Origin of the sequence: Curtobacterium sp. 8I-2, assembly GCF_902506155.1 — a bacterium.
Classification (GTDB): Bacteria; Actinomycetota; Actinomycetes; order Actinomycetales; family Microbacteriaceae; genus Curtobacterium; species Curtobacterium poinsettiae.
The window spans coordinates 1782068-1806775 of sequence record NZ_LR732827.1; the positions used below are offsets into that span (position 1 = coordinate 1782068).

The 24708-nt window shown below is 71.0% G+C and carries 25 protein-coding genes, 1 tRNA gene and 1 pseudogene; 11 read left to right on the forward strand and 16 right to left on the reverse strand.

The genetic code is table 11. The annotated features are described in order from the left end of the window. Window positions 1–1596 carry an AAA family ATPase gene (locus BOSE127_RS12270; protein WP_017886187.1) on the reverse strand — a complete coding sequence of 532 codons (1596 nt, stop codon included), beginning with the start codon at window positions 1594–1596 and terminating at the stop codon, window positions 1–3. Window positions 1597–1772: 176 nt separating this feature from the next. On the opposite strand from BOSE127_RS12270, the gene BOSE127_RS12275 reads away from it, so the two are divergent. Then, the gene (locus tag BOSE127_RS12275; RefSeq protein WP_017886186.1) at window positions 1773–2102 is read left to right on the forward strand and encodes a hypothetical protein; all 330 of its coding nucleotides are present in this window, start codon (window positions 1773–1775) and stop codon (window positions 2100–2102) included. Between the two features lie 24 nt (window positions 2103–2126). On the opposite strand, the gene BOSE127_RS12280 is transcribed toward BOSE127_RS12275, so the two are convergent. Further along, the gene (locus tag BOSE127_RS12280; protein WP_017886185.1) at window positions 2127–2417 is read right to left on the reverse strand and encodes a GNAT family N-acetyltransferase; all 291 of its coding nucleotides are present in this window, start codon (window positions 2415–2417) and stop codon (window positions 2127–2129) included. Between the two features lie 93 nt (window positions 2418–2510). On the opposite strand from BOSE127_RS12280, the gene BOSE127_RS12285 reads away from it, so the two are divergent. Continuing rightward, the gene (locus tag BOSE127_RS12285; protein ID WP_031259284.1) at window positions 2511–3401 is read left to right on the forward strand and encodes a DNA-methyltransferase; all 891 of its coding nucleotides are present in this window, start codon (window positions 2511–2513) and stop codon (window positions 3399–3401) included. 115 nt (window positions 3402–3516) lie between these two features. Here the strand turns inward: BOSE127_RS12285 and BOSE127_RS12290 are convergent, their stop codons facing one another. The 11 genes from BOSE127_RS12290 to BOSE127_RS12340 all read right to left on the reverse strand — a co-directional run bounded on the left by BOSE127_RS12290 (window position 3517) and on the right by BOSE127_RS12340 (window position 15625). Continuing rightward, window positions 3517–5928, reverse strand: coding sequence for an MDR family MFS transporter (locus BOSE127_RS12290; RefSeq protein WP_159557400.1), 2412 nt, complete (start codon window positions 5926–5928; stop codon window positions 3517–3519). A 222-nt stretch (window positions 5929–6150) separates the two neighbouring features. Further along, complete coding sequence (pgm, locus tag BOSE127_RS12295) at window positions 6151–7770, reverse strand: phosphoglucomutase (alpha-D-glucose-1,6-bisphosphate-dependent) (protein WP_159557402.1); 1620 nt, start codon at window positions 7768–7770, stop codon at window positions 6151–6153. Between the two features lie 146 nt (window positions 7771–7916). Continuing rightward, window positions 7917–8162 carry a hypothetical protein gene (locus BOSE127_RS12300; RefSeq protein ID WP_071251544.1) on the reverse strand — a complete coding sequence of 82 codons (246 nt, stop codon included), beginning with the start codon at window positions 8160–8162 and terminating at the stop codon, window positions 7917–7919. A 122-nt stretch (window positions 8163–8284) separates the two neighbouring features. Next, on the reverse strand, window positions 8285–8881 hold the full coding sequence (locus tag BOSE127_RS12305; RefSeq protein ID WP_071251545.1) for a response regulator transcription factor: 597 nt from the start codon (window positions 8879–8881) through the stop codon (window positions 8285–8287). Then, window positions 8878–10059, reverse strand: coding sequence for a sensor histidine kinase (locus tag BOSE127_RS12310; RefSeq protein WP_159557404.1), 1182 nt, complete (start codon window positions 10057–10059; stop codon window positions 8878–8880). Before BOSE127_RS12310 ends, BOSE127_RS12305 begins: the two co-directional genes overlap by 4 nt. Beyond that, window positions 10056–11042 carry an alpha/beta hydrolase gene (locus tag BOSE127_RS12315; protein WP_159557406.1) on the reverse strand — a complete coding sequence of 329 codons (987 nt, stop codon included), beginning with the start codon at window positions 11040–11042 and terminating at the stop codon, window positions 10056–10058. The genes BOSE127_RS12310 and BOSE127_RS12315 overlap by 4 nt, the downstream gene beginning before the upstream one ends. 101 nt (window positions 11043–11143) lie before the next feature. After that, entirely contained in the window at window positions 11144–11806 is a 663-nt protein-coding gene (locus BOSE127_RS12320; RefSeq protein WP_159557408.1) for a class I SAM-dependent methyltransferase, read from the reverse strand. Next, window positions 11803–12468 (reverse strand): TIGR04282 family arsenosugar biosynthesis glycosyltransferase, encoded by a 666-nt coding sequence (locus BOSE127_RS12325; RefSeq protein ID WP_159557410.1) that lies wholly within the window; start codon window positions 12466–12468, stop codon window positions 11803–11805. Before BOSE127_RS12325 ends, BOSE127_RS12320 begins: the two co-directional genes overlap by 4 nt. Beyond that, window positions 12465–13214 (reverse strand): glycosyltransferase family 2 protein, encoded by a 750-nt coding sequence (locus BOSE127_RS12330; RefSeq protein WP_017886175.1) that lies wholly within the window; start codon window positions 13212–13214, stop codon window positions 12465–12467. Before BOSE127_RS12330 ends, BOSE127_RS12325 begins: the two co-directional genes overlap by 4 nt. 384 nt (window positions 13215–13598) lie before the next feature. Next, window positions 13599–14669 (reverse strand): NAD-dependent epimerase/dehydratase family protein, encoded by a 1071-nt coding sequence (locus tag BOSE127_RS12335; protein ID WP_017886174.1) that lies wholly within the window; start codon window positions 14667–14669, stop codon window positions 13599–13601. Next, on the reverse strand, window positions 14666–15625 hold the full coding sequence (locus BOSE127_RS12340; protein ID WP_159557412.1) for an MTAP family purine nucleoside phosphorylase: 960 nt from the start codon (window positions 15623–15625) through the stop codon (window positions 14666–14668). The genes BOSE127_RS12335 and BOSE127_RS12340 overlap by 4 nt, the downstream gene beginning before the upstream one ends. A gap of 106 nt (window positions 15626–15731) precedes the next feature. Between BOSE127_RS12340 and BOSE127_RS12345 the strand changes: the two genes are divergently transcribed. From BOSE127_RS12345 to BOSE127_RS12375, 8 genes and pseudogenes are all read left to right on the forward strand, one after another. After that, the gene (locus tag BOSE127_RS12345) at window positions 15732–17000 is read left to right on the forward strand and encodes a molybdopterin molybdotransferase MoeA (protein WP_236559542.1); all 1269 of its coding nucleotides are present in this window, start codon (window positions 15732–15734) and stop codon (window positions 16998–17000) included. Continuing rightward, on the forward strand, window positions 16997–17524 hold the full coding sequence (gene moaC / locus BOSE127_RS12350) for a cyclic pyranopterin monophosphate synthase MoaC (RefSeq protein WP_194590307.1): 528 nt from the start codon (window positions 16997–16999) through the stop codon (window positions 17522–17524). The genes BOSE127_RS12345 and moaC overlap by 4 nt, the downstream gene beginning before the upstream one ends. Continuing rightward, window positions 17521–18033 (forward strand): MogA/MoaB family molybdenum cofactor biosynthesis protein, encoded by a 513-nt coding sequence (locus BOSE127_RS12355; RefSeq protein WP_159557416.1) that lies wholly within the window; start codon window positions 17521–17523, stop codon window positions 18031–18033. Before moaC ends, BOSE127_RS12355 begins: the two co-directional genes overlap by 4 nt. Next, window positions 18030–18470 (forward strand): molybdenum cofactor biosynthesis protein MoaE, encoded by a 441-nt coding sequence (locus BOSE127_RS12360; protein WP_017886169.1) that lies wholly within the window; start codon window positions 18030–18032, stop codon window positions 18468–18470. The genes BOSE127_RS12355 and BOSE127_RS12360 overlap by 4 nt, the downstream gene beginning before the upstream one ends. A gap of 35 nt (window positions 18471–18505) precedes the next feature. After that, a complete protein-coding gene (locus BOSE127_RS12365) occupies window positions 18506–19144 on the forward strand; it encodes a hypothetical protein (RefSeq protein WP_159557418.1) in 639 nt (212 codons plus the stop codon). Continuing rightward, on the forward strand, window positions 19141–19539 hold the full coding sequence (locus BOSE127_RS12370; protein WP_017886167.1) for a PLDc N-terminal domain-containing protein: 399 nt from the start codon (window positions 19141–19143) through the stop codon (window positions 19537–19539). Before BOSE127_RS12365 ends, BOSE127_RS12370 begins: the two co-directional genes overlap by 4 nt. A gap of 212 nt (window positions 19540–19751) precedes the next feature. After that, window positions 19752–20220, forward strand: a pseudogene (locus tag BOSE127_RS17500) (ATP-binding cassette domain-containing protein); the annotation flags it as partial. Then, window positions 20208–21599 carry an ABC-F family ATP-binding cassette domain-containing protein gene (locus BOSE127_RS12375; protein ID WP_439099527.1) on the forward strand — a complete coding sequence of 464 codons (1392 nt, stop codon included), beginning with the start codon at window positions 20208–20210 and terminating at the stop codon, window positions 21597–21599. The pseudogene BOSE127_RS17500 and the gene BOSE127_RS12375, both read left to right, overlap by 13 nt. Window positions 21600–21605: 6 nt before the next feature. On the opposite strand, the gene BOSE127_RS12380 is transcribed toward BOSE127_RS12375, so the two are convergent. Together BOSE127_RS12380 and BOSE127_RS12385 are read right to left on the reverse strand one after the other, a co-directional pair. Beyond that, on the reverse strand, window positions 21606–22082 hold the full coding sequence (locus tag BOSE127_RS12380; protein WP_156463782.1) for a VOC family protein: 477 nt from the start codon (window positions 22080–22082) through the stop codon (window positions 21606–21608). Window positions 22083–22129: 47 nt separating this feature from the next. Further along, window positions 22130–22624, reverse strand: a complete 495-nt coding sequence (locus BOSE127_RS12385) for a MarR family winged helix-turn-helix transcriptional regulator (RefSeq protein ID WP_017886164.1) — start codon at window positions 22622–22624, stop codon at window positions 22130–22132. A 79-nt stretch (window positions 22625–22703) separates the two neighbouring features. Here BOSE127_RS12385 and BOSE127_RS12390 point away from each other — a divergent pair. Further along, window positions 22704–22775 (forward strand) — tRNA-Gln (locus tag BOSE127_RS12390). A gap of 605 nt (window positions 22776–23380) precedes the next feature. On the opposite strand, the gene BOSE127_RS12395 is transcribed toward BOSE127_RS12390, so the two are convergent. Continuing rightward, entirely contained in the window at window positions 23381–24379 is a 999-nt protein-coding gene (locus BOSE127_RS12395) for a restriction endonuclease (RefSeq protein WP_268892437.1), read from the reverse strand. Window positions 24380–24708: the final 329 nt, after the last annotated feature.

The following is a 24708-nucleotide window of genomic DNA, read 5'->3' on the forward strand; positions in this document are numbered from 1 at the left end:
TCAGCGCTCGTCGTCCTCGTCGTCGGACCGCAGTGTGAGGTCGACTCGGCCGTCGACCGGTCCCGGGCGGAAGCTGTGGCGGGCGAGCGGGGCGTAGGCCACCCATCGGCCGGCGCCGGCGGAGCCTGCGTCGTCGTCGTCGTCCGGATCGCCAGCCTCGTCGTCATCCGCTTCGTCATCCGCCTCGTCGTCGTCCGCGTCGTGGTCGTCCGCTTCGTGGTCGTCCGCTTCGCCTCGGACGCCGAGCAGCTTCCGGGTGAGTGCCGACCGTTCGGTCAGGAGCGAGTCGAGCGCGGCGACCAGGTCGCCGTCCTCCGGTTCGGCTCCGCGCAGGGCCGCGCCGAGGACGCTCCGACGCATGAGCTCCTTCGCGAACGAGCCGGTCGTCCCCTCGGCGCGCTCGGCGGCACCGGCCAGGGCCTCGTCCGAGAACGGCAGCGCGCCGGCGTACCGACGGAACAGCCGCCGGCGCTCGGGCAGACCCGGCAGGGGGATCTCCACGGCGAGGTCGACACGTCCGGGCCGGTCGGCCAGGGCACGTTCGAGGACGGACACGCGGTTGGTGGTCATGACGAAGGCGACGTCGGCATCCCCGTCCAGGCCGTCGAGCGCGTCGAGCACCTCGAACAAGAGCGGTTGCGGCGACGCGTGCCGTTCCATCGCGACCAGGTCGATGTCCTCGAGCACGACGATCGACGGTTGGAAGGTCCGCGCGATCTCCGCCGCCGCCCCGATCGCCGCGATGCTCGAACCGGTGAGCAGGACCGCCGTCACGCCCTCGGTCCGGGTGAGCAGGTGTCGGATCGTCAGGGTCTTGCCGGTACCGGGCGGGCCGTACAGCAGGACACCACGCTTGAGGTGCTGCCCGGCAGCGAGGAGCGCCTCGCGCTGGTCGCCGATCCCGACGACGTGGTCGACCACCTCGTCCAGGACGCCGTCGGCCAGCACGACGTCGTCGGCGGCGATGTCGGGGCGCCGCAGGAACGTCGCGCCGGCGTCGGCGCCGTACTCGGAGCGCACGAACGACAGGACCTGGCCGCGGAGGACACTGCGCTCGATCATGAGTGCGCGGAGGCGCCGCAGGAACGCCGCGGCGGCGTCCTGGTCGGCCGCGATGACCTCGAGGGTCGCACGTGCCCGGCCGTACTCCGGGTTGGCCGCACGCTGGACGACCGCCACGGGTGATCCGTCGAAGACGAGCATGCGGAGGCCCAGGGACACCACTCGGCGCGTGGTGTCCGGGCCGGTGGCGCGGTCGGTGTAGCTGACCGGCCCCGGTGCCCACTGCATGTGCTGGTTCGCGAGGAACTCGCTGACGGAGCTGTGGAACCGGGAGTCGTCGCCCGCGATGCCGATCAGCGCATCCGGGCGCGCGCCGGTGAGGGCTTCGAGCGCGATGTCCGCGTCGACCAGGCGGTGGTCGGGGAGTTCCTCGGTGACCACCGGGATCGACTGCGGATCGACACCCAGGTGGTCGCGGACCCGTTCGCCGATCGGCGTCAGGACCGCACGTTGCTCAGTCCCCGCGAGTTCGTTCGCGTGGTCGATGTAACGGGCGAACGCCCGCATGAGGTCCCGGTCTGCGTCGTCGAGCACGGCGTCATCATGGCACGCCGATGTGTCCGGTGACGCGGCGGCCGGAGCTGAGGGGGGACGTCCCGGCCGCCGCTGCCTCGAGTGTGCGCCTCGATCTCATGAACCAGACGTGTGGATGATGGGAATCCCCCGCGCGGCTGATCCGCTCGTCGCCCGGCCCACGTAGCGTCGCTGCCGTGAACTGGTTGATCTTCATGGGGGCGGTGGCCGCTGTGGCCGTCGTGGTGTGGATCGCCGATCGCTTGGGGTGGATCGACCTGTCGAACAAATCTCAGCGGAGCGGCGGATCCGGAGGCATGGTCGGGATGCTGGACGAGGTGTTCGCACCGACCCGGCACGAGACGCAAGCCGAGTACGAACGGCAGGCGCGCCTGCCGAAACAGGCACCGTCACCGGCGGACGATGACCACGACCTGCTCAGCGGCAACGTGCTCATCCGGGTGCCGACGGTGCGGAGCGCCGGGCGACACGAGGCACGCGCGGGGACGCACGACCGGTCGTACTGAGCTTCTGCGCGTCGTGCTGCTCGCTCAGCGAGTGGTGAGCTCCTGGTAGTCCGGGTGCCGCTCGATCCACGCGTGCACGTAGCTGCACTGCGCGACGACACGTCGCGACGACCCGGAACGCACGTCGTCGAGCGCGTGCTGCACCAGGATCGACGCGTGCCCGCCGCCGCGGTGCTCGGGATCGACCTCGGTGTGCACGAAGCGGATCTCGTCCCCGTCGATCTCGTACGCGGCGAAGCCGATGACCTCGCCGTCCTCGACCAGGGAGTACTGCTGCTTGTCGGTGTCGTTGCGGACCTCGGGTGCTGCTGCCATGCAGTCGACCGTACGCCGCGGCCTGGGCGTGCGCTCTGTGCTGGAGGCCTGCGCCGCGCGCCGCGTGCCTGCTCGGTGCGCGACAATGGGTCCGTGCGCAGGGGAGACGACCGAGGCCCGGACCGCGTCGTCCTCGGCGACGCCCTCGATGTGGTCCCCGCGTACCCGGACGGCTCCTTCACGCTGGTGTACCTCGACCCGCCGTTCAACACCGGCCGGTACCAGCGCCGGCACGCGACGTCCGCCGTGCCGAAGGCCGACGGCCCCGTGATGGGGTTCCACGGCCGGACCTACGAACGGGTGCGCGGCGACCTGATGCGCTTCGACGACCGGTTCGAGGACTACTGGTCGTTCCTCGAACCCCGCCTCATCGAGGCCTGGCGCCTGCTCGCCGCCGACGGCACGCTGTACCTGCACCTCGACTACCGCGAGTCGCACTACGCCAAGGTGCTGCTCGACGCGCTCTTCGGCCGCGAATCGTTCCTGAACGAGATCGTCTGGGCCTACGACTTCGGCGCCAAGTCCAAGACGCGGTGGCCCACGAAGCACGACACGATCCTGGTCTACGTGAAGGACCCGGCACGGTACTGGTTCGACTCCGAGGCCGTCGACCGCGAGCCGTACATGGCACCGGGGCTCGTCACGCCCGAGAAACGCGAGCGCGGCAAGCTCCCCACCGACGTCTGGTGGCACACGATCGTCTCGCCGACGGGCCGTGAGAAGACCGGCTACCCGACGCAGAAGCCCGAGGGGGTGCTGCGGCGGATCGTGCAGGCGTCCTCACGCGAGGGCGACTGGGTCCTCGACTTCTTCGCAGGCAGCGGGACCACGGGTGCGGTGGCACAGGCGCTCGGGCGGCGGTACGTGCTGGTGGACGACAACCCGTCGGCGATCGACGTGATGCGGAAGCGGTTGCCGGGGGCCTCGTTCGAGGTTGCCGGAGCACCGGCGGCAGCGGCGGGGGACGCGGCGCCGGCGGTCTGAGGCGACGGAGTCGCTCTCGCGGCCGCGACGGGTGCATCCGCGCAGATGCGACGAGGTCGCCGTCGTGCGACAGCGACCTCGTCGTTCGGCATCAGCGGGCGGGCGCCCGCGCCGACTACTCGGCCGAGTGCCGCCCGTGTGCGTGCACGTCGTCAGCGTCCGGCCGGGAGGCCCGGCTCGCTTCCGCCGCATCGGCTGCGGCCCCGGGGGCGCCCGGCTCCACGGCCGTCGCCGCGTGCGCAGCCCGGGTCCGGATGGCACCGGTCGTCGTCGGGGGCTCGTCGACCGGCGCAGCCGCCGAGTGGGCACCGTGCGTCGTGGCGTTCGGCAGCGGCGCGCGGGTGTCGTCCGCACCGTCGGGTGCTCCGGCTGCTCCGGGCGCCCGAGCGGACCGGGGCTGCGGTGTCACGTCCGGTGAGGTCGGCACGTCGCGCGAGGACGCACCCGGCACCGTCGGCTCCGGCCCGGCGCCCGGAGCAGCAGCCGCGGCGTCGGCGGTCCGTGCCGCGTCGGCCTGCTCCTGCAACGCCGAGGTCTTGCGGAGCGGCGGCACCCGGAAGAACCACGTCAGCACGAACGCGAGCAGGATCACCGCGAGTCCGACGTAGTACACGCGGACGGCCGAGTCGCTGAACCCGACCAGGAACGGACGGCTGAGACGGGGGTCGGCCCCGTTCAGGAACGACGTGTCGCTCGTCGCCGAGTCGGTGGAGGAGTTCGCGGCCGAGTCGCCGCTCTTGAGCTGCTTGACGAGCGTCGGCGCGACCTGGTCGACGACGTTCTCCCGCTGCGCCCGGTCGGAGTAGTCGATCTGCAGCTTCCCGTCGACGACCGAGGCGTTCGCCTTCGTGGCGGCGGTCTCGAGCGCCTGCTGCTCGGCGGCGGGCTGCGCGTCGTCGACCTGCTGGGCGATGATCGTGTCCGCGGCGGCTGCGGGGACGGTGCCCGCGGCGACCTGCCGCTGCACGGCTGCGGTCACCTGCTTCGTCACGGCGGCGTCGGCTGCCTGCTTCGCCTGCGCGGCGCCCTGGTCGAGGCCGTCCTGCACGTTCTGCTGCACCGGGTCGACGATCTTCGTCCAGATCTCGTCCATCACGCCCTGGTTCTTCGAGGCGTTCGCGACCGAGGGGGTCATCGCGGCGTTGAGCGCGCTCTTCAGGTCCGACTCGTTCTGCATGGCGGCGCTGATGTTGGTCGGCATCAGGGTGAACAGCACGGAGAGCAGGACGGCGGTGCCCATGGTGCCGCCGATCTGGCGGAAGAACGTCGCGGCGCTCGTGGCGACACCGATGTCCCGGGGGGAGACCGAGTTCTGCGCGGCGAGGGTCAGCGTCTGCATGAGCTGCCCGAGCCCGAGGCCGATCAGGAACATGCCGAGCATCAGGAACCAGAGCGGCCGGTCGGCGGTCAGGAACGTCAGGACGGTGAAGCCGACGGCCGTGAACGCGGTGCCGGTGACGGGGAACACCTGGTAGTTGCCGGTCTTCGAGATGATCTGGCCGGAGGCGATCGACGAGATCATCAGTCCGAGCACCATCGGCAGCATCGCGAACCCGGACTCCGTCGGGGTCACGCCCTTCACGATCTGCAGGTAGAGCGGGATCGTCAGCATCGCGCCGAACATGCCGAAGCCGACCAGCACCGACAGGATCGCGGACATCGAGAAGACCCGTGACCCGAACAGCTTCATCGGCAGGATCGCGTCGTCGCCCATGGCCCGCTCGACGATGATGAACGCGATCAGGCCGAGGGCACCTATGGCGTAGCAGGCGAACGCGGCGGGGGAGTCCCAGCCCCACTCGCGGCCCTGCTCGGCGATGAGCAGCAGTGGCACGAGGGTGACGATGACGAGCGTCGCGCCCCACCAGTCGATGCGCGGCTTGCCGCGGTTGCCGAACTTCGGCAGGTGCAGGAACGTCAGCACCATGAACAGCGCGATGACGCCGATCGGCACGTTGATCAGGAAGACCCAGCGCCAGCCGGCGATGAACAGCAGCTGGTCGGCGCCGGCGAAGACACCACCGACGAGCGGCCCGATGACCGACGAGATGCCGAAGACCGCCAGGAAGTAGCCCTGGTACTTCGCCCGCTCGCGTGGGGCGAGCATGTCGCCCATGATCGCCAGCGGCAGGGACATCAGGCCACCGGCACCCAGGCCCTGCAGCGCGCGGAACCCGGCGAGCATGAGCATCGAGTCCGAGAACGACGCGGCGAACGAGCCGACGATGAAGATGCCGATCGCGGTGATGAAGAGCGGCCGGCGACCGAAGATGTCGGAGAGCTTGCCGTAGATCGGGGTCGTCACCGTCGAGGCGATGAGGTACCCGGTGGTGACCCAGGCCTGCTGGTCGAGGCCGTGCAGGTCGTCGCCGATGGTGCGGATCGCGGTGCCGACGATGGTCTGGTCGAGGGCGCCGAGGAACATGCCGGCCATCAGGCCGTAGATCACCAACAGGATCTGTCGGTGCGTCATCACGACGTTGGACGCCGTGGTGGGGGCCGCGGGTGCGGTCGCCGTCTGGGTCATGAGCAGGGTCTCCCGGGTACCGATGCGCTGGCAGAACGATTTTTGCGCTGCCTGCAAAGTTACAACTGCCGCAAGTGCTCGGTCACACCGAGACCGCTTCCTGAGTGGATCGGCAGTCACGGTACGCCCGGTTCACCCCTGCGGCGCACGGCCTGGAGGCCCGGTTCGGTTCCGGCGGTCGGGCTGCGGGAACCGAGTCCCGCAGCCCGACCGACGAGGGCGTCAGGCGCCCAGTGCCGCGTCGACGATCTCCTTGGCTTCGCGCTGCACCTGCTCGAGGTGCTCCTGCCCGACGAAGCTCTCGGCGTAGATCTTGTAGACGTCCTCGGTGCCCGACGGCCGCGCGGCGAACCAGGCCTTGTCGGTGACGACCTTCACGCCGCCGACGGCCGCGTCGTTGCCCGGGGCCTTCGACAGCTTCGCGGTGATCCGGTCGCCGGCCAGGGTGTCCGCGGTGATGGCGTCGCCGTCGAGCTTGCCGAGGCGGGCCTTCTGCTCCTTCGAGGCCGCGGCGTCGACGCGCTGGTAGACCGGGGCGCCGAAGCGTTCGGTCAGCTCGGCGTAGAGCTGCGACGGGGTCTTGCCGGTGACGGCGACGATCTCGGACGCCAGGAGCGCCAGGATGATGCCGTCCTTGTCCGTCGTCCACGCGGTGCCGTCGGTGCGCAGGAAGGACGCACCTGCGGACTCTTCGCCGCCGAAGGCCACGGAGCCGTCGATCAGGCCGGGGACGAACCACTTGAAGCCGACCGGGACCTCCCACAGGCGACGGCCCAGGGACTCGGCGACGCGGTCGATGATGCTCGACGACACCAGCGTCTTGCCGATCGCGGCGTCGTCGCGCCACTCGGGTCGGTGCGCGTAGAGGTACTCGATCGCGACCGCGAGGTAGTGGTTCGGGTTCATCAGCCCGCCGTCGGGCGTGACGATGCCGTGCCGGTCGGAGTCGGCATCGTTGCCGGTGAGCACGTCGAAGTCGTCCTTGCGGGCGAGCACCGAGGCCATCGCCGAGGGGCTCGACGGGTCCATCCGGATCTTGCCGTCCCAGTCGAGGGTCATGAACGCCCACGTGGGGTCGACCTCGGGGTTCACGACGGTCAGGTCGAGGCCGTAGTGGTCGCGGATGGCGTTCCAGTACGGCAGCGAGGCGCCACCGAGCGGGTCGGCGCCGATCTTCACGCCGGCCTGCTTGATCGCTGCGATGTCGATGATGTTCTCGAGGTCGGCCACGTACGTGTTGAGGAAGTCGTAGCGCTGGGGCTCGGCGTCCTCGGTGCGCTGCACCTCGGCGTTGCCGCCCTCGATGATCGCGTTCGCCCGGTTCGCGATCCAGCTCGTGGCGTCGCTGTCCGCGGGGCCACCGTGCGGCGGGTTGTACTTGAAGCCGCCGTCGCGGGGCGGGTTGTGGCTCGGCGTGATGACGATGCCGTCCGCCGTGTCCGGGTTGCCGGCGCGGTTGTAGCGGATGATCGCGTGGCTCAGCGCGGGCGTCGGCACGAAGCCGTCCGCGCTGTCGGCGAGCACGCGCACGCCGTTGGCGGCCAGGACCTGCAGAGCGGTCTGCTCGGCGGGGGCGGAGAGCGCGTGGGTGTCGCGGCCGATGAAGAGCGGGCCGTCGGTGCCCTGCTCGCGGCGGTACTCGACGATCGCCTGCGTGATGGCGGCGATGTGGGTGTCGTTGAAGGCGGTGTCGAGCGACGACCCGCGGTGTCCGGACGTGCCGAACACGACCTTCTGCTCGGGGATCGAGACGTCGGGCACTCGGTCGTGGTAGGCGGCGAGGAGCTCGTCCAGGTCGACGAGGTCGTCTGCGGTCGCTGGGGTGCCGGCGCGGTCGTTCATGCGTCCATCCTGGCATCGGCGGCCCTGACGCGTTCGGGGGAAGTGCGCGAGACTCCGGCGAGGACGCGAGCGAGCGGCCGCCCCACCCGGGTTGAGGGGGGACCCCCGGGGTGGACGACCGCTCGCAGTCTGTGGAGGCAGGTGCCTCAGGCGGTGCGGAACGAACCCGTCGCCGTGCGGAACGAGCCGGTCACGGTGCGCGACGAGGACGTCGCGGTGCCGGGACGGCGGAACTGCGTGTCGACGAAGCGGCCGAGTGCGCGGCCGATGCCGGTGCCGGTGTAGCTGCCGACGGGGCTGCGGGTCGCGTCGCCGGTGAAGGCGCCGAGCTCGGCGCGGGACTCGAGGCCGGTCACGTAGGCGCCGCCCAGGGGGTTCTGACGGTTCTGCATGGGTGCTCCTCGTCGTCGTGCCGAGGTCCGCGGGTCACCGAGCCGGCGACCGCGACGCCGTCGGCTGGATGACCACCACTCTACCCACTTGTCTTGCATGATGCAAAAGAAGGGCGGATCGGTCAGATCCACCCTCGGTCCCAGGCCGCGGCTGCCGCTGCGAGGCGGTTGTCGACGTGCAGCTTCGCGATCGCCGACGACAGGTGGTTGCGGACCGTGCCGTGCGCGAGCGAGAGCTCCCGGGCGATCTGCTTCGTCGCGAGTCCGTCGTGGGTGCAGCGCAGGACGTCGGCCTCGCGCGGCGTGAGCGGGCTCTCGTCCTCGCTGAGCGCAGCCGCCGCGAGACCGGCGTCGATGTACCGCTCGCCTGCCGCCACGTCGCGGATGATCTCGGCCAGCCGGGCGGCCGGCGTGGACTTCGGGACGAAGCCGCGGACCCCGGCGGACAGGGCACGTCGGAGGGTTCCCGGCCGCGCGTGGCGGGTGACGATCACCGTGGGCATCGTGTCCGACAGCGCACGAGCGGCCTCGATGCCGTCGAGGACGGGCATCTCGAGGTCGAGCAGGACGACGTCCGGCAGGTGTCTCCGGGCTGCGGCCACCGCTGCGGCACCGTCGGGGACGTCGGCGACGACCTCGAGGTCGGGTTCCAGGCCGAGCAGAGCGACGAGTGCGCCGCGGATGAGCTCCTCGTCATCGGCGATCACGATCCTGATCACGTGGACACCACCGCTCGTGCGGGGGCCGGGATGCGGACCACCAGGGTGAAGCGGTCCGCACGCCGGTCGACGTGGACCGTCCCACCGTGTGGCGTGACGCGCTGCCGGAGCCCGTCGATGCCCGTCCCGGTCCCGGTCCCGGTCCCCGTGCCCGGCCGTTCGGACGACCGCGGCGCGTCGTTCGCCACCGTGAGGGCCCAGGCGTCGCCGTCGCGCAGCAGCTCGATCGACGCGGTGCTGGCGTGGCTGTGCCGGATGGTGTTCGTCGCGGCCTCGCGGATCGCGACGGCGAACAGGGCGCCGACCGCGTCGGGCATGCCGGCGGTCTCGAGCCGCACGCGGCAGTCGACCCCCGCCGACCGCAGGACAGCTGCGGCGTTCCGGGCCTCGACCGCCACCGTCGCGGTGCGGTAACCGCCGACGAGCGCCCGGGTGTCCTCGAGCGCTTCCCGCGCCACGGTCCGGATGTCGGACAGCTCACCCCGGGCACGCTCGGGGTCGGCGTCGAGCAGCCGTTCGGCGAGCTCGCTCTTCAGCGCGATGACCTGCAGGTGGTGGCCCTGGATGTCGTGCAGGTCGGTGGCGAAGCGGAGTCGTTCCTCGGCGACGGCGAGGTCGGAGGCGGTGCGACGTGCGGCTTCGAGCCGGAGCACGACACGGTGGATCCAGACGACGCTGAGCGGCATCAGGGCGAAGAGCGCGAGGGTCCCGACCAGGACGAGTTCGGCGGGCTCGGCGCGGGCGTCGGCTGCCCCGACCAGCAGGACGACGGTGCCGGCGAGCACGGTGACCCGGGCCCACCCCCGCAGCAGGCAGCCGACCGTGCCGCCCGCGATCGCCAGGGTGAACGACCACGCGGAGCCGGTCGCCGACGGGACGAGCGAGACCACCCACGTGGCGACCGCGAGCACCAGCAGGGCGAGCACTGCCGGGTGCCGCGCAGACGCCGCACCGGCGGGACGGAGCAGCAGCGGGATCGATGCGAGCGCCGCCACCGTCGCGGCGACGGTGAGCACGACGAGCACGGGGGTCCGCGCTGTCGGCGGACCGTCTGTGCCGATCAGGACCTGCGCGCCGCCGCCCACCAGCACCACGAGCCACAGCGACGCGACCGAGGACCAGCGGACGACCCGGACGTCGGCTTCGGCGCGGGGCCGCTCCTGCCCGGGTTGCGTCACGCGCCCAGGGTAGCGAGGGTCGCGTCGGTGTCCCTGGCGATCCGTTCCGACAGTGTGTGGTGCAGGTAGTGGTCGCCGACCAGTCCGATGACCCGGCCGTGTTCCACGCTCGCGGCCTGACGTTCGTGCAGCCGGACCCAGTTCGGCACGTCGTCGTCGTTGGTCCGCACGAACAACAGCACCGGCAGGTCGGTGGGGAACCGCGAGTCCTCGACGGACCGGAAGTTCTCCGGCGCGTGCCGCATCTCGTCGATGATCGTCGGGGCGGCACCGTTCTTCGCCGAGAGCAGCTGCATCTGGCGCTTCGTCCCGTCGTCGTAGGCGTCGCCGTACGTGTCCGACGACGCTCCGCCGAGTGCGCGCAGCAGGCCGAGCCGATCGAGGGCGACGATCGTGCCGGTCGGGATCGGCTCGTCCCAGCTCGACTGCCGCGGCACACTGCTGTCGATGCCGACGAAGGCGGTCACCTCGTCGCGGTACCGCTCCGTGTAGGGCAGGGCGTAGATGCCCGCGACCGAGTGGCCCATCAGCACGTACCGGTGGACGTGCAGGTGCTGCAGGGCCTCGTGGACCTCGCGGGTGATGTTCGCCGCGGTCCGCGGGACGTCGGTCTGGTCGCTCAGCCCGGTGCCGAAGGGTTCGACGGCGACGACCCGGTGCGAGCGGGCGAGCTGGTCGATGAGCGGCCCGAAGTCGAGCCCGGGGGCGGCGGTGCCGAGCCCCGGCAGGAGCACGATCGTCCCCGTGTCGGACGTGGTGCCGGCGCCGCGGACGACGACGTTCATCTGCTTGCCGTCGACGGGCACGCGCTCGCCGTAGTCGTCGATCTCGGATGCCTCGACGTGGGTCGCGACGACGTTGACGACCGTCGTCGTCGCCAGGGCGAGGACCGGGACCGCCACCAGTGCGCCGAGGGTGATCAGGGTGATGCGTAGGGACTTCCGCACGGAGCTCGTCTCGATCGGGCCGCGCGGGGTCAGCACGGCGGGTCCGATCAGTCAAACGGCGCGGGGCGCGGAGCGGATGTGCCCCGGTGTCACGATCGACCGTGACGGATGTCACGGTCGATCGTGCCACGGTCCGGTCAGGCGAGCAGCTCGCAGAAGTTCCGGCCCTCGGCCGTCCAGCTCTGCCGCGCGACCAGTCCGGCTTCGGCTGCGTGCCGGTGCAGGGCGTCGAGCCCGACCTCGGCCCACGGGAACCCGGCGCTCTCGTTGCCGTCGGCGTCGACCACCCGGGCGGTGTACACGCGGTCGGCCGCGACCTCGGGGTTCGTCTCGACGATGACCCGGCCGCCGGCGCGCACGATCGCACGGCAACGGGCGAGCAGGGCCGTGGGGTCGCCCCCGATGCCGATGTTGCCGTCGATCACGAGCGCGGTGTCCCAGTGGCCCTCGTCGGGTACGGCGTCGAACACGGAGCCCTGCAGGGCGGTGCCGCCGGAGCGCTGCGCTATGGCGACGGCCTCGGCGGAGACGTCCACGCCGAGCGCCGGGATGCCCCGGGACCGTGCGGCGACGAGCATCCGGCCCGGACCGCAGCCGATGTCGATGACCCCGCCGTCGACGTCGTCGAGCAGCGAGCGGTCGACGCGGTCGGCGGCGGCGCTCCAGCGGCCGACGTCCATCGTGGTGACGGCGTCGGGACGGTCGGCGTCGGTGAGGCGCAGGTGGCCGTCGGTGCGCAGGGCACGGGCGTACGGCTCGCCGCCGCCGGCACCGAACGAGACGGGTGCGTGCATGGTCATCGGGTGCTCCCCACGGTCTCGGCACGGAGTGCCCGGGTGAAGTCGGAGTCGGGTGCGAGGTCGGCGACCCGCTCGGCGTCCGGCATGGTGTCGACGTCGAGCAGCTCGCCGAGCACGCCCACGTCGAGGCCGGCGTCGGTCAGTCGTGCCAGCTGCACGGCTCCGGTGTCGTCGCGCGACATCGGCACGCCGCGCAGCAGGTCGCCGGTGGGCTGTCGCAGGTACAGCGACCAGAAGCCGCCGTCCTCGGCCGGGCCGAACCAGGCATCGCGGGCAGCATCGTCGAACACGGGCGCGAGGTCCGCGGTGGACACCTGCGGGGTGTCCATGCCGACGAGCAGCAGCGGGCCGTCGACGGCGTCGAAGAGGAACCCGAGGCGCTCGTCCAGACCGCCACCGGGCTGGTGCAGCACCTCGAAGCCGTCGGCCGACGCCGGCACGACGTCGCCGTCGAAGAACAGGACACGACGCGCCGCGGGCAGGGCCCGGACGGTCGCCAGCGTGTCGCCGAGGCTCGCGGACGCGACACGTGCGGCGCCCTCGGGGGAGAGCGCCGGGGTCAGCCGGGTCTTCACCTTGCCGGGCAGGCACTCCTTCGCCACGACGGCGACGGTCACGTCGGCGCGCGCAGCGTCGGTGCCGTGGGCGTCGGCGGCGGTCACGAGCGGGCCTCCTCGGCCACGGGGGCGGACTCGGCCGCCTGCCGGAGCGGTCCCGGTGCGACGACCCGGACACGGGCCTCCCGGCGGTACGCACGGAGCAGGCGGGACATGTCCCGCACCGCGTTGACGGTGCCGCGGAGCGTGCCGGTCACCTTGCTGTCGCCGATGCGCTGCGCGTACCCGATGTCGGACTCGTCGACGCGCCAGCCGGCCGCGTGGGCGGCCAGGACCATCTCGAGCGGGTAGCCGCTGCGACGGTCGCGCAGGTCGAGGGAGACGAGGTCCTCGCGGCGCATCACGCGCATCGGGCCGAGGTCGCGCAGGCGGTAACCGGTCGCGCGGTGCATGAGGACGGCGAGGACGCGGTTCGCGAAGCGTGCGTGCGGAGCCCACGCACCGCGGCCCGTCGGGACGCGGCGGCCGAGTGCCAGGTCGACGCGGCCGCTGGCCACGCGGTCGACCAGGGGCGGGAGTTCGGCGGGGTCCATCGAGGCGTCGGCGTCGCAGAACGCGACGAAGTCGGCGGTCGCCGCGGCGACGCCGGCGGCGCAGGCCGAACCGAACCCCTTGACGGGTTCGGTCACGACGAGGGCCCCGTGGGCGCGGGCGACGTCGGCCGATCCGTCTGTCGATCCGTTGTCGACGACGATGGCCCGGTAGCCCGTGGGGAGTCGTGCGATGACCTTCGGCAGGGCGTCCGCCTCGTCGAGGCACGGCAGGATCACGTCGACAGTCATGTCCGTCATTCGGTGCGGTCGGTCGGATCGACGGGTCTGTCCTGGCATGTCCTCGACACAACACGACGATGCGCCGCGGGGTACAGGAAACTGCCGGGTCCTGGTCGTTCCGCGCGTTCGGTGCCGGCCGGGTCCCCAGTACGGGGGACAGGGTGCGTTCGTGTCGCGGGTGCGGGTGCCGGAAGACGCCGTCGTGTCGTCGAGACGCCGCCGAATGCGGCGGCGTCTCGCGCGCCAGGGGGCGTGTTGCCGACACGACGGCGTCCTGCGTGGCCGTGGTGGTGGGGACTGCGGACGGGAGGAGCGGGGCGGGGCCGCCACGGGCCTCCCGTCCGACGGCTGCTCGCGCTCTCAGGCGCCGCTCGCGGCGCGCGACCCGCTCGCGTGTTCCGGCTAGCGGACGGCGCTGCGGAGCGGAGCCGTCGCGAACTCGCGCATGCCTGCTTCGAAGTCCACCTCGGCGTGCCAGCCGAGCTCGGCGGCGATGCGTGCCGAACTCGCCGTGACGTGGCGGACGTCGCCCAGTCGGTACTCGCCGGTGACGACCGGCTGCGGGCCGTCGGGTCCGGCGATCGCCGCGGCCATGTCGCCGATGGTGTGCACGGTGCCCGAGCCGACGTTGTACGCGCGGAAGGTGTCCGACGGCAGGTCGGCGGTCGCCGCGATCGAGGCGGCGTTCGCGCCGGCGACGTCGTCGACGTGCACGAAGTCGCGTCGCTGGGCGCCGTCCTCGAAGACCCGGGGGGCCTCGCCGCGGGCCAGCGCCGAGCGGAACAGGGACGCGACACCGGCGTAGGGGGTGTTCGCTGGCATGCCCGGTCCGTAGACGTTGTGGTACCGGAGCGCGATCGCGCGGCCGCCCGTGGCACGCGCCCAGCTCGAGGCGAGGTGCTCCTGCGCGACCTTCGTCTGCGCGTACACGTTGCGGGGGTCGAGCGCGGCGGACTCGTCGATCAGGCCGGGCAGCAGGGGCTGAGCGTCGGGCCCGATCGGGTCGAAGCGGCCGGCGTCGAGGTCCTCGCGGCGGCGGGCCGGCGGACGGGTGGGTTCGCCGGACGCGGTGGTGTACGCACCCTCGCCGTAGACGACCATCGAGCTGGCGACGACGAGCCGGCCGATGTCGTGCCGGTCCATGCCGGCGAGGACGTGGGCGGTGCCGGCGTCGTTCGACGAGACGTAGTCGGGGGCGTCCTGGAAGTCCACGCCGAGGCCGACCTTGGCGGCCTGGTGGCACACGACGTCGATGCCGTCGAGTGCAGCGTCGAGTGCGATCCGGTCGCGGACGTCGCCGTGCACGAACACGATGCCCTGCTGCTGGTGGGCGCGGATGACCTCGGCGGGGTCGCCGTGCACGTCGTCGCGCAGGGAGTCGAGGACGCGGACCTCGTGGCCGTCGGCCAGGGCACGACGGACGATCGCGGAGCCGATGAAGCCGGCGCCGCCGGTGACGAGGAGGCGGCTCATGCGGTCGCGCCTGTGGTGGCGGTGGCGGCGGGCTGGGCCTGCGTGGGTGTCGCACCCGTGGGCTGGGTCTGCATGATGCTGGCGCTCGCGCTGGTGGGGACGAGTTCACGCGGGGTGAAGTCGTCGGGGATCGCGGCGACGATCTGACCGATGGCGCGGACGATGACCTCGTTGGCGCGGGCGAGGCGTTCCATGACGAGGGCGTGGGTGACGACGGCTCCGGCGTCGTCGACGTCGGAGCCGCTGGCTGCGGCTGCCGCGTCGGCTGCAGCTGCCGCGTCGGCTGCGGCTTCGTCCTCGGTCGGGGCCAGGCCGGCGTCCGCGTCGGTCACGAACGACAGGTTCACGGTCGCGATGCCGAGTTCTGCGGCGAGCGGCACCTCGGGCGTCATCGTCATGTTGATGGTGTGGCCGCCGGCCTGGCGGAGCCAGACGGACTCGGCGCGGGTGGAGAACCGGGGACCCTGGATCACGACGCACGTGCCGGTCGGGCGGAACGGCACGTCGAGTCCGGCGACGGCGTCGATAGCCGCACGGCGGAGCGTCGGGTCGAACGGGTCCGCGAAGGACAGGTGCTGCACGTCGTCCTCGAAGAACGTGTCGGCGCGGCCCCAGGTGCGGTCGATGAGCTGGTCGGTCACGACGAAGGTGCCCGGGGCGTAGTCGGGGTGCAGGCCGCCGACGGCGCTCGAGGACACGATCGCGCGGACGCCGAGCGAGCGGAGCGCCCAGACGTTCGCACGGTGGTTGATGCGGTGCGGGGCGACGGAGTGCTCACGGCCGTGGCGGGTCAGGAAGGCGACCCGTCGTCCGGACATCGTGCCGATGCTGATCGGGCTCGAGGTCGGGCCGAACGGGGTCGGGACGTCGAGCTCGTCGGCGGTGCCCTCCTCGAACAGCTGGTAGAGGCCGGAGCCTCCGATGACACCGATCGTCACGGCTTCGTCGTTCTCCACAGGTCCTCCGGTTGGTCGTCGGCGCGGGCTGCGCGCTGGATACGCTACTGACGGCGCCACCGGGCGAACCGGGAGCGGCGCCACCAACCCCTGTTCGGAGGCACCTGTGCGAACGATCGGTCAGCACCGCGACGACCTGGCGGCGTTGCTCGCGCCGGTGGTGGCGGGCCTCGGAGCAGAAGAACTGCCGCTCGACGAACTTGCCGGTGCGGGCGCGGGCGCCGGTGCGGGTGCTGGGTTCGCACACCGCGTGCTCGCGGCGGCCGTCCAGTCGCCCGTTCCGCTGCCGCCGTTCGACAACAGTCAGATGGACGGGTTCGCCGTGCGGGTCGCCGACGCCGGGCAGCAGGTCCGGGTCGTCGCCCCGATCCCGGCCGGCGTGGTGCCCGAGCCGCTCGAACCCGGCACGGCCGCGCCGATCATGACCGGAGCGCGGATCCCGACCGGTGCCGACGCGGTGTTCCCGGTCGAGGCGATCGAGCCCGGCGCGTTCCCGGCGGCGCTCGAGCTGCCCCGGGTGACGGTGCCCGCCGACCTGACCGCCGGCACCTTCGTGCGGGGCACCGGCAGCGATCTGCCCGCCGGCGCCGAGCTGGCTCCGGCCGGTTCTCCGATCACGCCGGCGTTGCTCGGGGCACTGGCTGCTGCCGGGGTGACGACCGTCTCGGTTCGCAGAGCGCTGCGGGTCCTCGTCGTGTCGACCGGGTCCGAGCTGCAGGGTGCCGATGCCGACGCGGCGACCATCGGTGACGCGAACGGCATCGCGCTGCGGGCCGCCCTGGCCCAGGTCGGAGCGGACTCCCGGGCCGTCCGGGTGCCCGACCACGTCGCTGCCTTCGACCAGGCACTCGATGCGGCCGTGGGGGACTGGGCCGACCTCGTGCTGACCACCGGGGGCATCAGCGCCGGGGCGTACGAGGTCGTGCGACAGGCGCTCGAACCCCGCGGGCTCGCGGTGACGCCGGTCGCGATGCAGCCCGGTGGGCCGCAGGCGTTCGGCAGCGTCGTGTTCGGTGCGGGCGGGGGCGTCGACGCTCTTGCTGGTCGTGCCGTTCCGGTCGTGTCCTTCCCCGGCAACCCGGTGTCGGCGCTCGTCTCGTTCGAGGTGTTCCTGCGCCCCCTGCTCGCCGCGGCCGTCGGGCTCACGGCGGACCGGCCCACGCAGGTCCTGCCCGCAGCGTCCGCTGCCGGGTCACCCGCAGGCAAGCACCAGGTCCGTCGCGGCCGGGTGCAGGACGGGGCCGTGCACTTCGTCGGTGGGCCGAGTTCACACCTGCTCGTCCACTACGCCGCCGCCACCCACCTGGTGCACGTCCCCGTCGGCGTCGACACCGTCGAGGTCGGCGACCCCCTGACCGTCTGGAGCCTCCGATGACCGAGCAGTCCCTGTCCGACCCCGGCTCGTCCCGAGCCCAGGCCGACGCCGAGTCCGACGACCTGTCGCACGTCCGCGCCGACGGCAGTGCGCACATGGTCGACGTCTCCGCGAAGGACGTCACCGACCGATCGGCCACCGCCACCGCCACCGTCGTCACCCGCCCAGACGTCGTCGCACGCATCCTCGACGGCTCGCTGCCCAAGGGCGAGGTCGTCGGCACCGCCCGCATCGCGGCGATCATGGCGGTGAAGAAGACCTCCGACCTCATCCCGCTGTGCCACCCGCTGCCCATCGCCGGCGTGCAGGTCGACATCACCGGCTCCGACGACCGCGTGCTGATCGAGGTGTCGGTCCGAACGACCTCCCGCACCGGCGTCGAGATGGAGGCCCTGACTGGGGCGAGCGTCGCCGCGCTGACGGTGTACGACATGGTGAAGGCCGTCGACCGAGCGGCCGTGATCACGGACGTGCGCGTGCTCGAGAAGCACGGCGGACGCTCCGGGGACTGGAGCAACCGATGACCGCCGAGCCGACCAGGGGCCGGGCCGCCGTCGTCGTGGTGTCCACGCAGGCCGCCGCCGACCCCGAACTCGACCGCACCGGACCCGTCATCGCCGACTGGCTGCGCGAGCACGGGTTCACCACGAGCGAACCGATCATCGTCCCCGACGGCGGCGCGATCACCGAGACCGTCACCGCCGAACTCCTGGCCGACGCCCGGGTCGTCATCACCACCGGCGGCACCGGGGTCACCCCCACCGACCGGACCCCCGAGGCCGTGGCGAGCCTGATCGACCTCGAACTGCCCGGCATCACCGAGGAGATCCGTCGACGCGGGCTCACGGGTGCCGGCCCGACCGCGCTGCTCACCCGCGGGGTCGCCGGGGTCACGAACGCCGGCTGCCTGCTCGTCACCCTGCCCGGATCGCGCGGTGGGGTGTCCGACGGGCTCGCCGTGCTCGACGGAGTACTCGACCACGTGGTCGCCCAGGTGCACGGCGAAGGCCACGCCCCGCGGAGCGCCTCGTGAGCACCACCGAGTCCGCCGCACGGGTCATGCTCGCCGACGTCGTCGACCGCGACATCAGCGTCGACGAGGTCGCAGCCGTGGTGGCCACCGAGCAGGACGGCGCCGTGGTGACCTTCGCCGGCATCGTCCGAGACCACGACGGTGGCAAGGGCGTCACCGCACTCGACTACGAGCGGCACCCCAGTGCCGACGAGGTCATCACCGCGGTCGCCCGGACCATCGCCGAGGACAACCCCGACGTCCGGATCGCCGTCCTGCACCGGGTCGGGGCGCTCGGCATCGGGGACGTCGCGCTCGCCGCAGCGGTGTCGTCGTCGCACCGGGCGCAGGCGTTCGCGGCGTGCGGTGCCCTGGTCGACCTGGTGAAGGAGCGGGTGCCGATCTGGAAGCACCAGCGGTTCACCGACGGGACGGACGAGTGGGTCGCGGCGCTGTGACATCTGCCGAACGGCCGAACGCCGGACTGACAGCGGTGGAACGCCGGTGGGTCGAGTCCGAAGAACGCGCTCGCGCCGTCTCGGCGAAGTCCCCGGGTGCTGTCCTGCAGGTCCGTTGGTTCGTCCTGGCGACCGTGCTGGTGTTGGTGGTGCTCGGCGTCGGGGCGACCGTCCTGCCCACCGGCTCCGGCGCGCGCTTCGCACTCTCGGCGGCGGTCGCCGCACTGGGTTTCGTGGCCGGTATCAGTGAGGCCGTGCAGGTCGGCATCCGCCGGAGACGGAACGGGGTGGCAGCTCGTCCTGCGCCGGTGCTCGCGCCGTTGCAGCAACGCGAACAGCGCGCGGTGACCGCGGCTGCAACCGGGCGGCGCGCTGTCCCCGCCGACCGGTTGATGATCGTGCGGGCTCGAGCCGTCGAACTGGCCGACGGCACCGGCCTCCAGCTGACCGTGGGACTCGTCGCCGTGTGGGCGGCGTTCGCGTTCTCCGGCGTCACGTTCTGGCCCGTCTACCTGGCGGGTGGCATCGCCGCCGCGGGGCAGTTCGCATGGACGGCACGGTCCGCGGTGCTCGCACGCCGGTACCTCGACGCTGACCCTGTGCACCTTCGCAACCACGACGCTCGTTCGGGGAATGGTGAGACTCCAAGCGGATCCATAGAATCGCGAACATGAGCGTCTTGCTGCCCGGGATCACCGTCATCCTGCTGGTCTTCGCCCTGATCGACATCCTGACGAAGACGGATGACCAGATCCGCGGCCTTCCGAAGATCGCGTGGGTGATCCTCGTGATCCTGGTCCCCGTCGTCGGCAGCATCGTCTGGTTCGCCATCGGCCACGACTGGGCTCCGGGCGAACGGAACCACGGTCGCTACATCGAGCCGACCCGCCACGAGGACCGCTACGCAACCCTCGGCGACGCCCGCAGTGCCCACGGCACGAAGCGCGTGACCGGCACCGAGCAGGAGCTCGCAGAGCTCGAGCGCGAGATCGAGTACTGGGAGGCGCAGGCCCGCCTGAAGCGTGCGAAGGAAGCCGCGGGCGAGGGCGACACCGCCCCCGCGAGCTGACCCGGGCCTCGAGGCCGACGCGCCGCCGCACCGTGCGGGGGTCCGTCGACTGGTGCGAGGTTGCGCGCCCCGTGCGCCGCTACAAGCTCGCACCGAGCGGGCAACCTCGCACCAGTCGAACACGCGCGCACCGAGCGACGAGTCGGCCCCAACCAACCGGTCCAACCGCCGCCCCGCACCCACCACCCCGCTGCGCCACCTACCCTTGACGCGTGGCACATCTCCTCGGCGCCGAGAACCTGCATCTCGAGTTCCCCACCAAGGTCGTCTTCGACAACGTCACCCTCGGCATCGACGAGGGTGACCGGATCGGCGTCGTCGGCCGGAACGGCGACGGCAAGTCGACCCTCCTCGCACTGCTGTCCCAGCGCCTCGAGCCGGACGGCGGCCGCGTCACGCACCGCCGCGGGCTGACCATCGGCTACCTGGACCAGCGCGACATCCTGCCCGAGGGTGCGACCGTCGGCAGCACCGTCGTCGGCGACCTCGAGGAGCACGAGTGGGCCGGTGACCCGAAGATCCGCGACATCATCGGTGGTCTGGTCTCGGACATCCCGTGGGACGTCAGCGTCGACGAGCTGTCCGGCGGGCAGCGTCGCCGGGTGGCACTCGCGCGGCTGCTGGTCGGCGACTGGGACGTGTTGTTCCTGGACGAGCCGACGAACCACTTGGACGTCGAGGGCATCGAATGGCTCGCCGGGCACATCAACCGCCGCTGGTCGTCGAACCAGGGCGGCATGGTCGTCGTGACGCACGACCGGTGGTTCCTCGACGCCGTGTCGACCGACACGTGGGAGGTCCACGACGGCGTCGTCGACCCCTTCGAAGGCGGCTACGCCGCGTACATCCTGCAGCGCGTCGAGCGTGACCGGCAGGCCGCCACGATCGAGCAGCGTCGCCAGAACCTGGCCCGCAAGGAGCTCGCGTGGCTCCGCCGCGGCGCCCCGGCCCGCACGAGCAAGCCGAAGTTCCGCATCGACGCGGCGAACGCCCTGATCGACGACGTCCCGCCGATCCGCGACACCGTCGCCCTGTCCCGCACCGCGACCGCGCGCCTCGGCAAGGACGTCGTCGACCTGCTCGACGTGAGCGTCTCGTTCGACGGCACGCAGATCCTCGATCGCATCGAGTGGCGCATCGCTCCGGGGGAGCGGACCGGCATCCTCGGCCCGAACGGCGCCGGCAAGTCGACGCTGCTCAACCTGGTCTCCGGTCGGCTGCAGCCGACGAGCGGGCGGGTGAAGACCGGCAAGACGGTGCAGGTCGCGGTGCTCGACCAGCAGCTCGCCGACCTGCAGCAGTTCGCCGACGATCGCGTGCGCGAGGTCGTGGCCCGCAAGAAGACGAGCTACGTCGCCGACGGCAAGGAGATGACGCCGTCGCAGCTGCTCGAGCGGCTCGGCTTCACCTCGGAGCAGCTCTCCACGCCCGTCAAGGACCTGTCCGGTGGGCAGAAGCGGCGCTTGCAGCTCATGCTCATCCTGCTCGACGAGCCGAACGTGCTCATCCTCGACGAGCCCACGAACGACCTCGACACCGACATGCTCGCCGCCATGGAGGACCTGCTCGACACCTGGCCCGGCACCCTGCTGGTCGTCAGCCACGACCGGTATCTGCTCGAGCGCGTCACCGACCAGCAGTACGCCGTGCTCGGCGGGCACCTGCGCCACCTGCCCGGCGGCGTCGACGAGTACATGCGTCTGCGCGAGGCCGGCACCGGTGGCGGGACCGCCTCTGCGGCTGCCGCCGCGTCTGCCGGGAGGCCCGACACCGTCGGCGGGACCGGTTCGGCCGGTGCCGTGGCCGGGTCCACTGCCGCTGGTGCGTCCGCCCTGTCGGGCGCGGACCGGCGAACGGCCGAGAAGGAGATGTCGGCGCTCGACCGGAAGATCGCGAAGGTCGGCGCGGACCGCAAGAAGCTGCTCGACCAGTTCGCGACGCACGACCAGTCCGACTACGCCGGGCTCGGCGAACTGCAGTCGAAGCTCGGTGCGCTCGAGGCCGAGGTCGAGCAGCTCGAGGAGCGCTGGCTCGAGGTCGCGGAGCTGCTCGGGGTCTGAGCCGGGCTACTCGACGGACGCGGGGTCGACCGCGTCCTGGCTTGCGTCCGTCGGTGTCGCGTCCTCGGGCGCCCCACCGCCGGGGTTCGCCACGACCTCCCACAGGTGCCCGTCCGGGTCCTGGAAGAAGCCAGACCACATGCCCCACGGTCGCGTGTACGGCGGCTCGAGCATCGTGGCGCCGGCTGCCTGCGCCCGCTCGAGGAACGCCTCGGCCTCGGCCTGACTGCTCGTGAAGTGGCCGATCGTGCTGCTCGGTGCCGTGGCCAGCTGGACACCGGAGTCCTTCGTCATGTCGTCTCGGCCGTAGACGCTGACGATCAGCCCGTCGTCGAGGGTGAACATCGCCGTGGTGCCGCCGGCCTGCGTCTCGGTGGCGGGGTACTCGGTACCGATGACGCCACTGCCCTCGATGCCGAGCAGCGCGCGGTAGAACTCGGCCGATCGTGCAACGTCGGCGACGGCGAGGGTGATCGCGTGCATGCGCCGCACGCTACGCCGGGTCCGCTCGGCCCGCGTCCCGCTTTCGGTCAGTCCCCGAGACCCAGGATGAGTCGGCGGAGCAGCCCGGCCAACTGACCCTGCTCGTCGGCGGAGACCCCGGACAGGATGTCGCGCTCGGCGGCCAGCAGGTCTGCGATCGCCGCGTCCACCGCCACCCGGCCCTGGCTCGTCAGCGAGACGAGGATGCCGCGGCCGTCCTTCGGGTCGGTCCGTCGGCCCACGAACCCCCGTGCCGCCAGACGGTCCACCCGGTTCGTCATCGTGCCGCTCGACACCAGGGTCTGCTGCAGCAGGGTCTTCGGGCTCAGTTCATACGGCTCACCCGCCCGCCGCAGGGCCGACAGGACGTCGAACTCCCACGGCTCCATGTCGCTCGCGTCGAACGCGGTCCGCCGGGCGCGGTCCAGGTGCCGGGCGAGCCGGTCCACGCGGGACAGCACCTCGAGCGGGCCGAAGTCGAGGTCGGCACGCTCACGACCCCACGCCGCGACGATGCGATCGACCTCGTCCTCATGCGGCATCCCTCCATCTTGGCCGAACCCGGAGCGGACAGCCAGCCTCGTGGGTCGTGGGAAGATGGAGGAGCACCTTCGGGTGCGTTCCGCCTTGGTGTAATGGCAGCACGACGGCCTTTGGTGCCGTTAGGTCCGGGTTCGAATCCTGGAGGCGGAGCTGCGACCGTGCCGATCACATTGCTCACCTCATGAAGACGCAGGCTCGAAGCCGTGAGATTCGGGTTCGAATCCATATTGAGCGTTATCAGCGATGGAACTGACGAGTTGGTCGACCGCAAAGGGAAGCGCAGATGCTGCGCTCACTAGCGGCGCCTCGATGCCTGAGTCGATGGCGGATATCAAGAAGCTGCTCAAGCAAATGTTCGAAGTTGGCGGTGTTTCAGTGCGTAACGGTGGGTATACCGACTTCGTCTTTAGGCGAGTGTCAGGAGCAGGTTTCAGCACTCGGTACGAGTTTATCCGTCACGACGCCCTGACTCGGGCGTGGAATCGTCCGTGGCGCTGACTGTGCTACTGAGGCAGCTCGAGGCAAGGGGGAGGTCGGCTGCACGACCCCCACTCCGCGGTCGTGCTCGCGGCCAGAAGTAACCCAGCTGAACACTGCTTCCCGCTGCCATTGACGGCGCTAGAGTTGCACTTTGTCGGGCACGTGCGGTTTCGCCCGAAGCGCGGATCGTGAATTTCGCCCGGTCCAATGCGATACGACGATGCTTCCCTCTAGAACAGCGGCGATTAGGGGTGAGAACTGGGTAGGCCTCGCGTTTATGCTGCAGTGTTGACGCCCAGGGCCCGAAGCAGCTGGCGCAGAGAATCGTTACTTCTGGCAAGGCTAGGGACATCCGTGGTCCGCAGTCTTCGAATAACCTCATCCGGTGATGACTGCCGGAGCCATTTTCGGGCCTCCCAGGGGACGTCTGGACTGGACAGTCCCAGAGCAACTTCCAGCTCTGGCTCAACCCAGATCAGTTCGATAGCGGTACCGCGAGACTCAGCTTCGGTCTGGAGTGACCGCAACGCTTCATGTAGCGGCGAACTTTCTAGGTCCTGGTCAATCACGAGAACGATTGAGGGCGTTTCTCCCACGGTGAGTAGGCTTTGAACCAAGGAAGGCATAGCGGAAGGCCCACCGGCCGATACAATCCGCGGCGTCGCGGATGTGCCGAGGAGCGTCTGGACGGACTGAAGGTAGAGAACATCCGCCTGGCCCTCGGTGATTACGATTCGCCCTCCAGGAAGTGCCGGCGAGTCATGCACGATGCTACTCAATGGGAACGAAGGATTTCCGTACTCTCCCGCTTCGCGGAGTTTCCTTCGCAAAGCTTCGGAGGCCGTCAGTGTTGTATTTGCAAGGGTGCGAATGTCGTCACCATCTGCGAGTATTAGGTTCAACTCCTTCCCTGCTACGAGGGCATCGACCGAGTCCGGGCTGAACCCGTTCATGCTGATGAATAGGCCGAGCGTGCCTGAAAGCTTCCCGTCGACTTTTCCCTTGAACTGATAGATGCTAGAAGCTGGATGGAAGCCCTGCGTCCACTTCGCCTCAATGAGGATGGTGCGACCCTCGAACCAGATTGCCCCGTCAATTTCCTCACCCTTGGGGCGGTAGGACAGCCTTGGTTCCAGGCCGGCGTCTGCAAACATGGCACGAAGGATCCTTTCGAACTGCCGGCCGCGGTCTGCTTTTTGCGCGCGCGAAGCATGGTCGGGGAGGGCTTCAGCATCGCGGAAAGCCTCTCGCCAATCAAAGTTAGAATGGTTCACGGTCTCTTGATACCAAATTGCCTGCTCGCCCGTCGGGTCACCTGCGGCGAGTCACGAAAGTGTCGCATCTTCGGTCTGTTGAGGAACACCCGTCGCAAAATTGGCGTCGAATGTCGCTGCCGTGAATGCTGGATCGCTGTGTCCGCCGTCGGCGGCTGGTGGTGGGATGGAGATGAAGGGGTCGGCTCCGCGCGACACTTAGACACCCTCGTGACCGCATCGACGCGATCCGCGCTCATATCGAGGTCGTGCTCGATTCAGGCGGCGGTATGGCGGGCGGCTCGTGTTCGCTGATGGTGAAGGTCCTTGCTTCGAAGGTGGATCTTCCG

What these genes read in the sequence shown, in the direction of transcription:
- BOSE127_RS12280 (WP_017886185.1), bottom strand. Translation starts at nt 2,417, where the DNA reads ATGGCAGCAGCACCCGAGGTCCGCAACGACACCGACAAGCAGCAGTAC.
- BOSE127_RS12290 (WP_159557400.1), bottom strand. Translation starts at nt 5,928, where the DNA reads ATGACCCAGACGGCGACCGCACCCGCGGCCCCCACCACGGCGTCCAAC.
- pgm (WP_159557402.1), bottom strand. Translation starts at nt 7,770, where the DNA reads ATGAACGACCGCGCCGGCACCCCAGCGACCGCAGACGACCTCGTCGAC.
- BOSE127_RS12300 (WP_071251544.1), bottom strand. Translation starts at nt 8,162, where the DNA reads ATGCAGAACCGTCAGAACCCCCTGGGCGGCGCCTACGTGACCGGCCTC.
- BOSE127_RS12320 (WP_159557408.1), bottom strand. Translation starts at nt 11,806, where the DNA reads ATGACCATGCACGCACCCGTCTCGTTCGGTGCCGGCGGCGGCGAGCCG.
- BOSE127_RS12330 (WP_017886175.1), bottom strand. Translation starts at nt 13,214, where the DNA reads ATGACGGACATGACTGTCGACGTGATCCTGCCGTGCCTCGACGAGGCG.
- BOSE127_RS12335 (WP_017886174.1), bottom strand. Translation starts at nt 14,669, where the DNA reads ATGAGCCGCCTCCTCGTCACCGGCGGCGCCGGCTTCATCGGCTCCGCG.
- moaC (WP_194590307.1), top strand. Translation starts at nt 16,997, where the DNA reads ATGACCGAGCAGTCCCTGTCCGACCCCGGCTCGTCCCGAGCCCAGGCC.
- BOSE127_RS12355 (WP_159557416.1), top strand. Translation starts at nt 17,521, where the DNA reads ATGACCGCCGAGCCGACCAGGGGCCGGGCCGCCGTCGTCGTGGTGTCC.
- BOSE127_RS12370 (WP_017886167.1), top strand. Translation starts at nt 19,141, where the DNA reads ATGAGCGTCTTGCTGCCCGGGATCACCGTCATCCTGCTGGTCTTCGCC.
- BOSE127_RS12380 (WP_156463782.1), bottom strand. Translation starts at nt 22,082, where the DNA reads ATGCACGCGATCACCCTCGCCGTCGCCGACGTTGCACGATCGGCCGAG.
- BOSE127_RS12385 (WP_017886164.1), bottom strand. Translation starts at nt 22,624, where the DNA reads ATGCCGCATGAGGACGAGGTCGATCGCATCGTCGCGGCGTGGGGTCGT.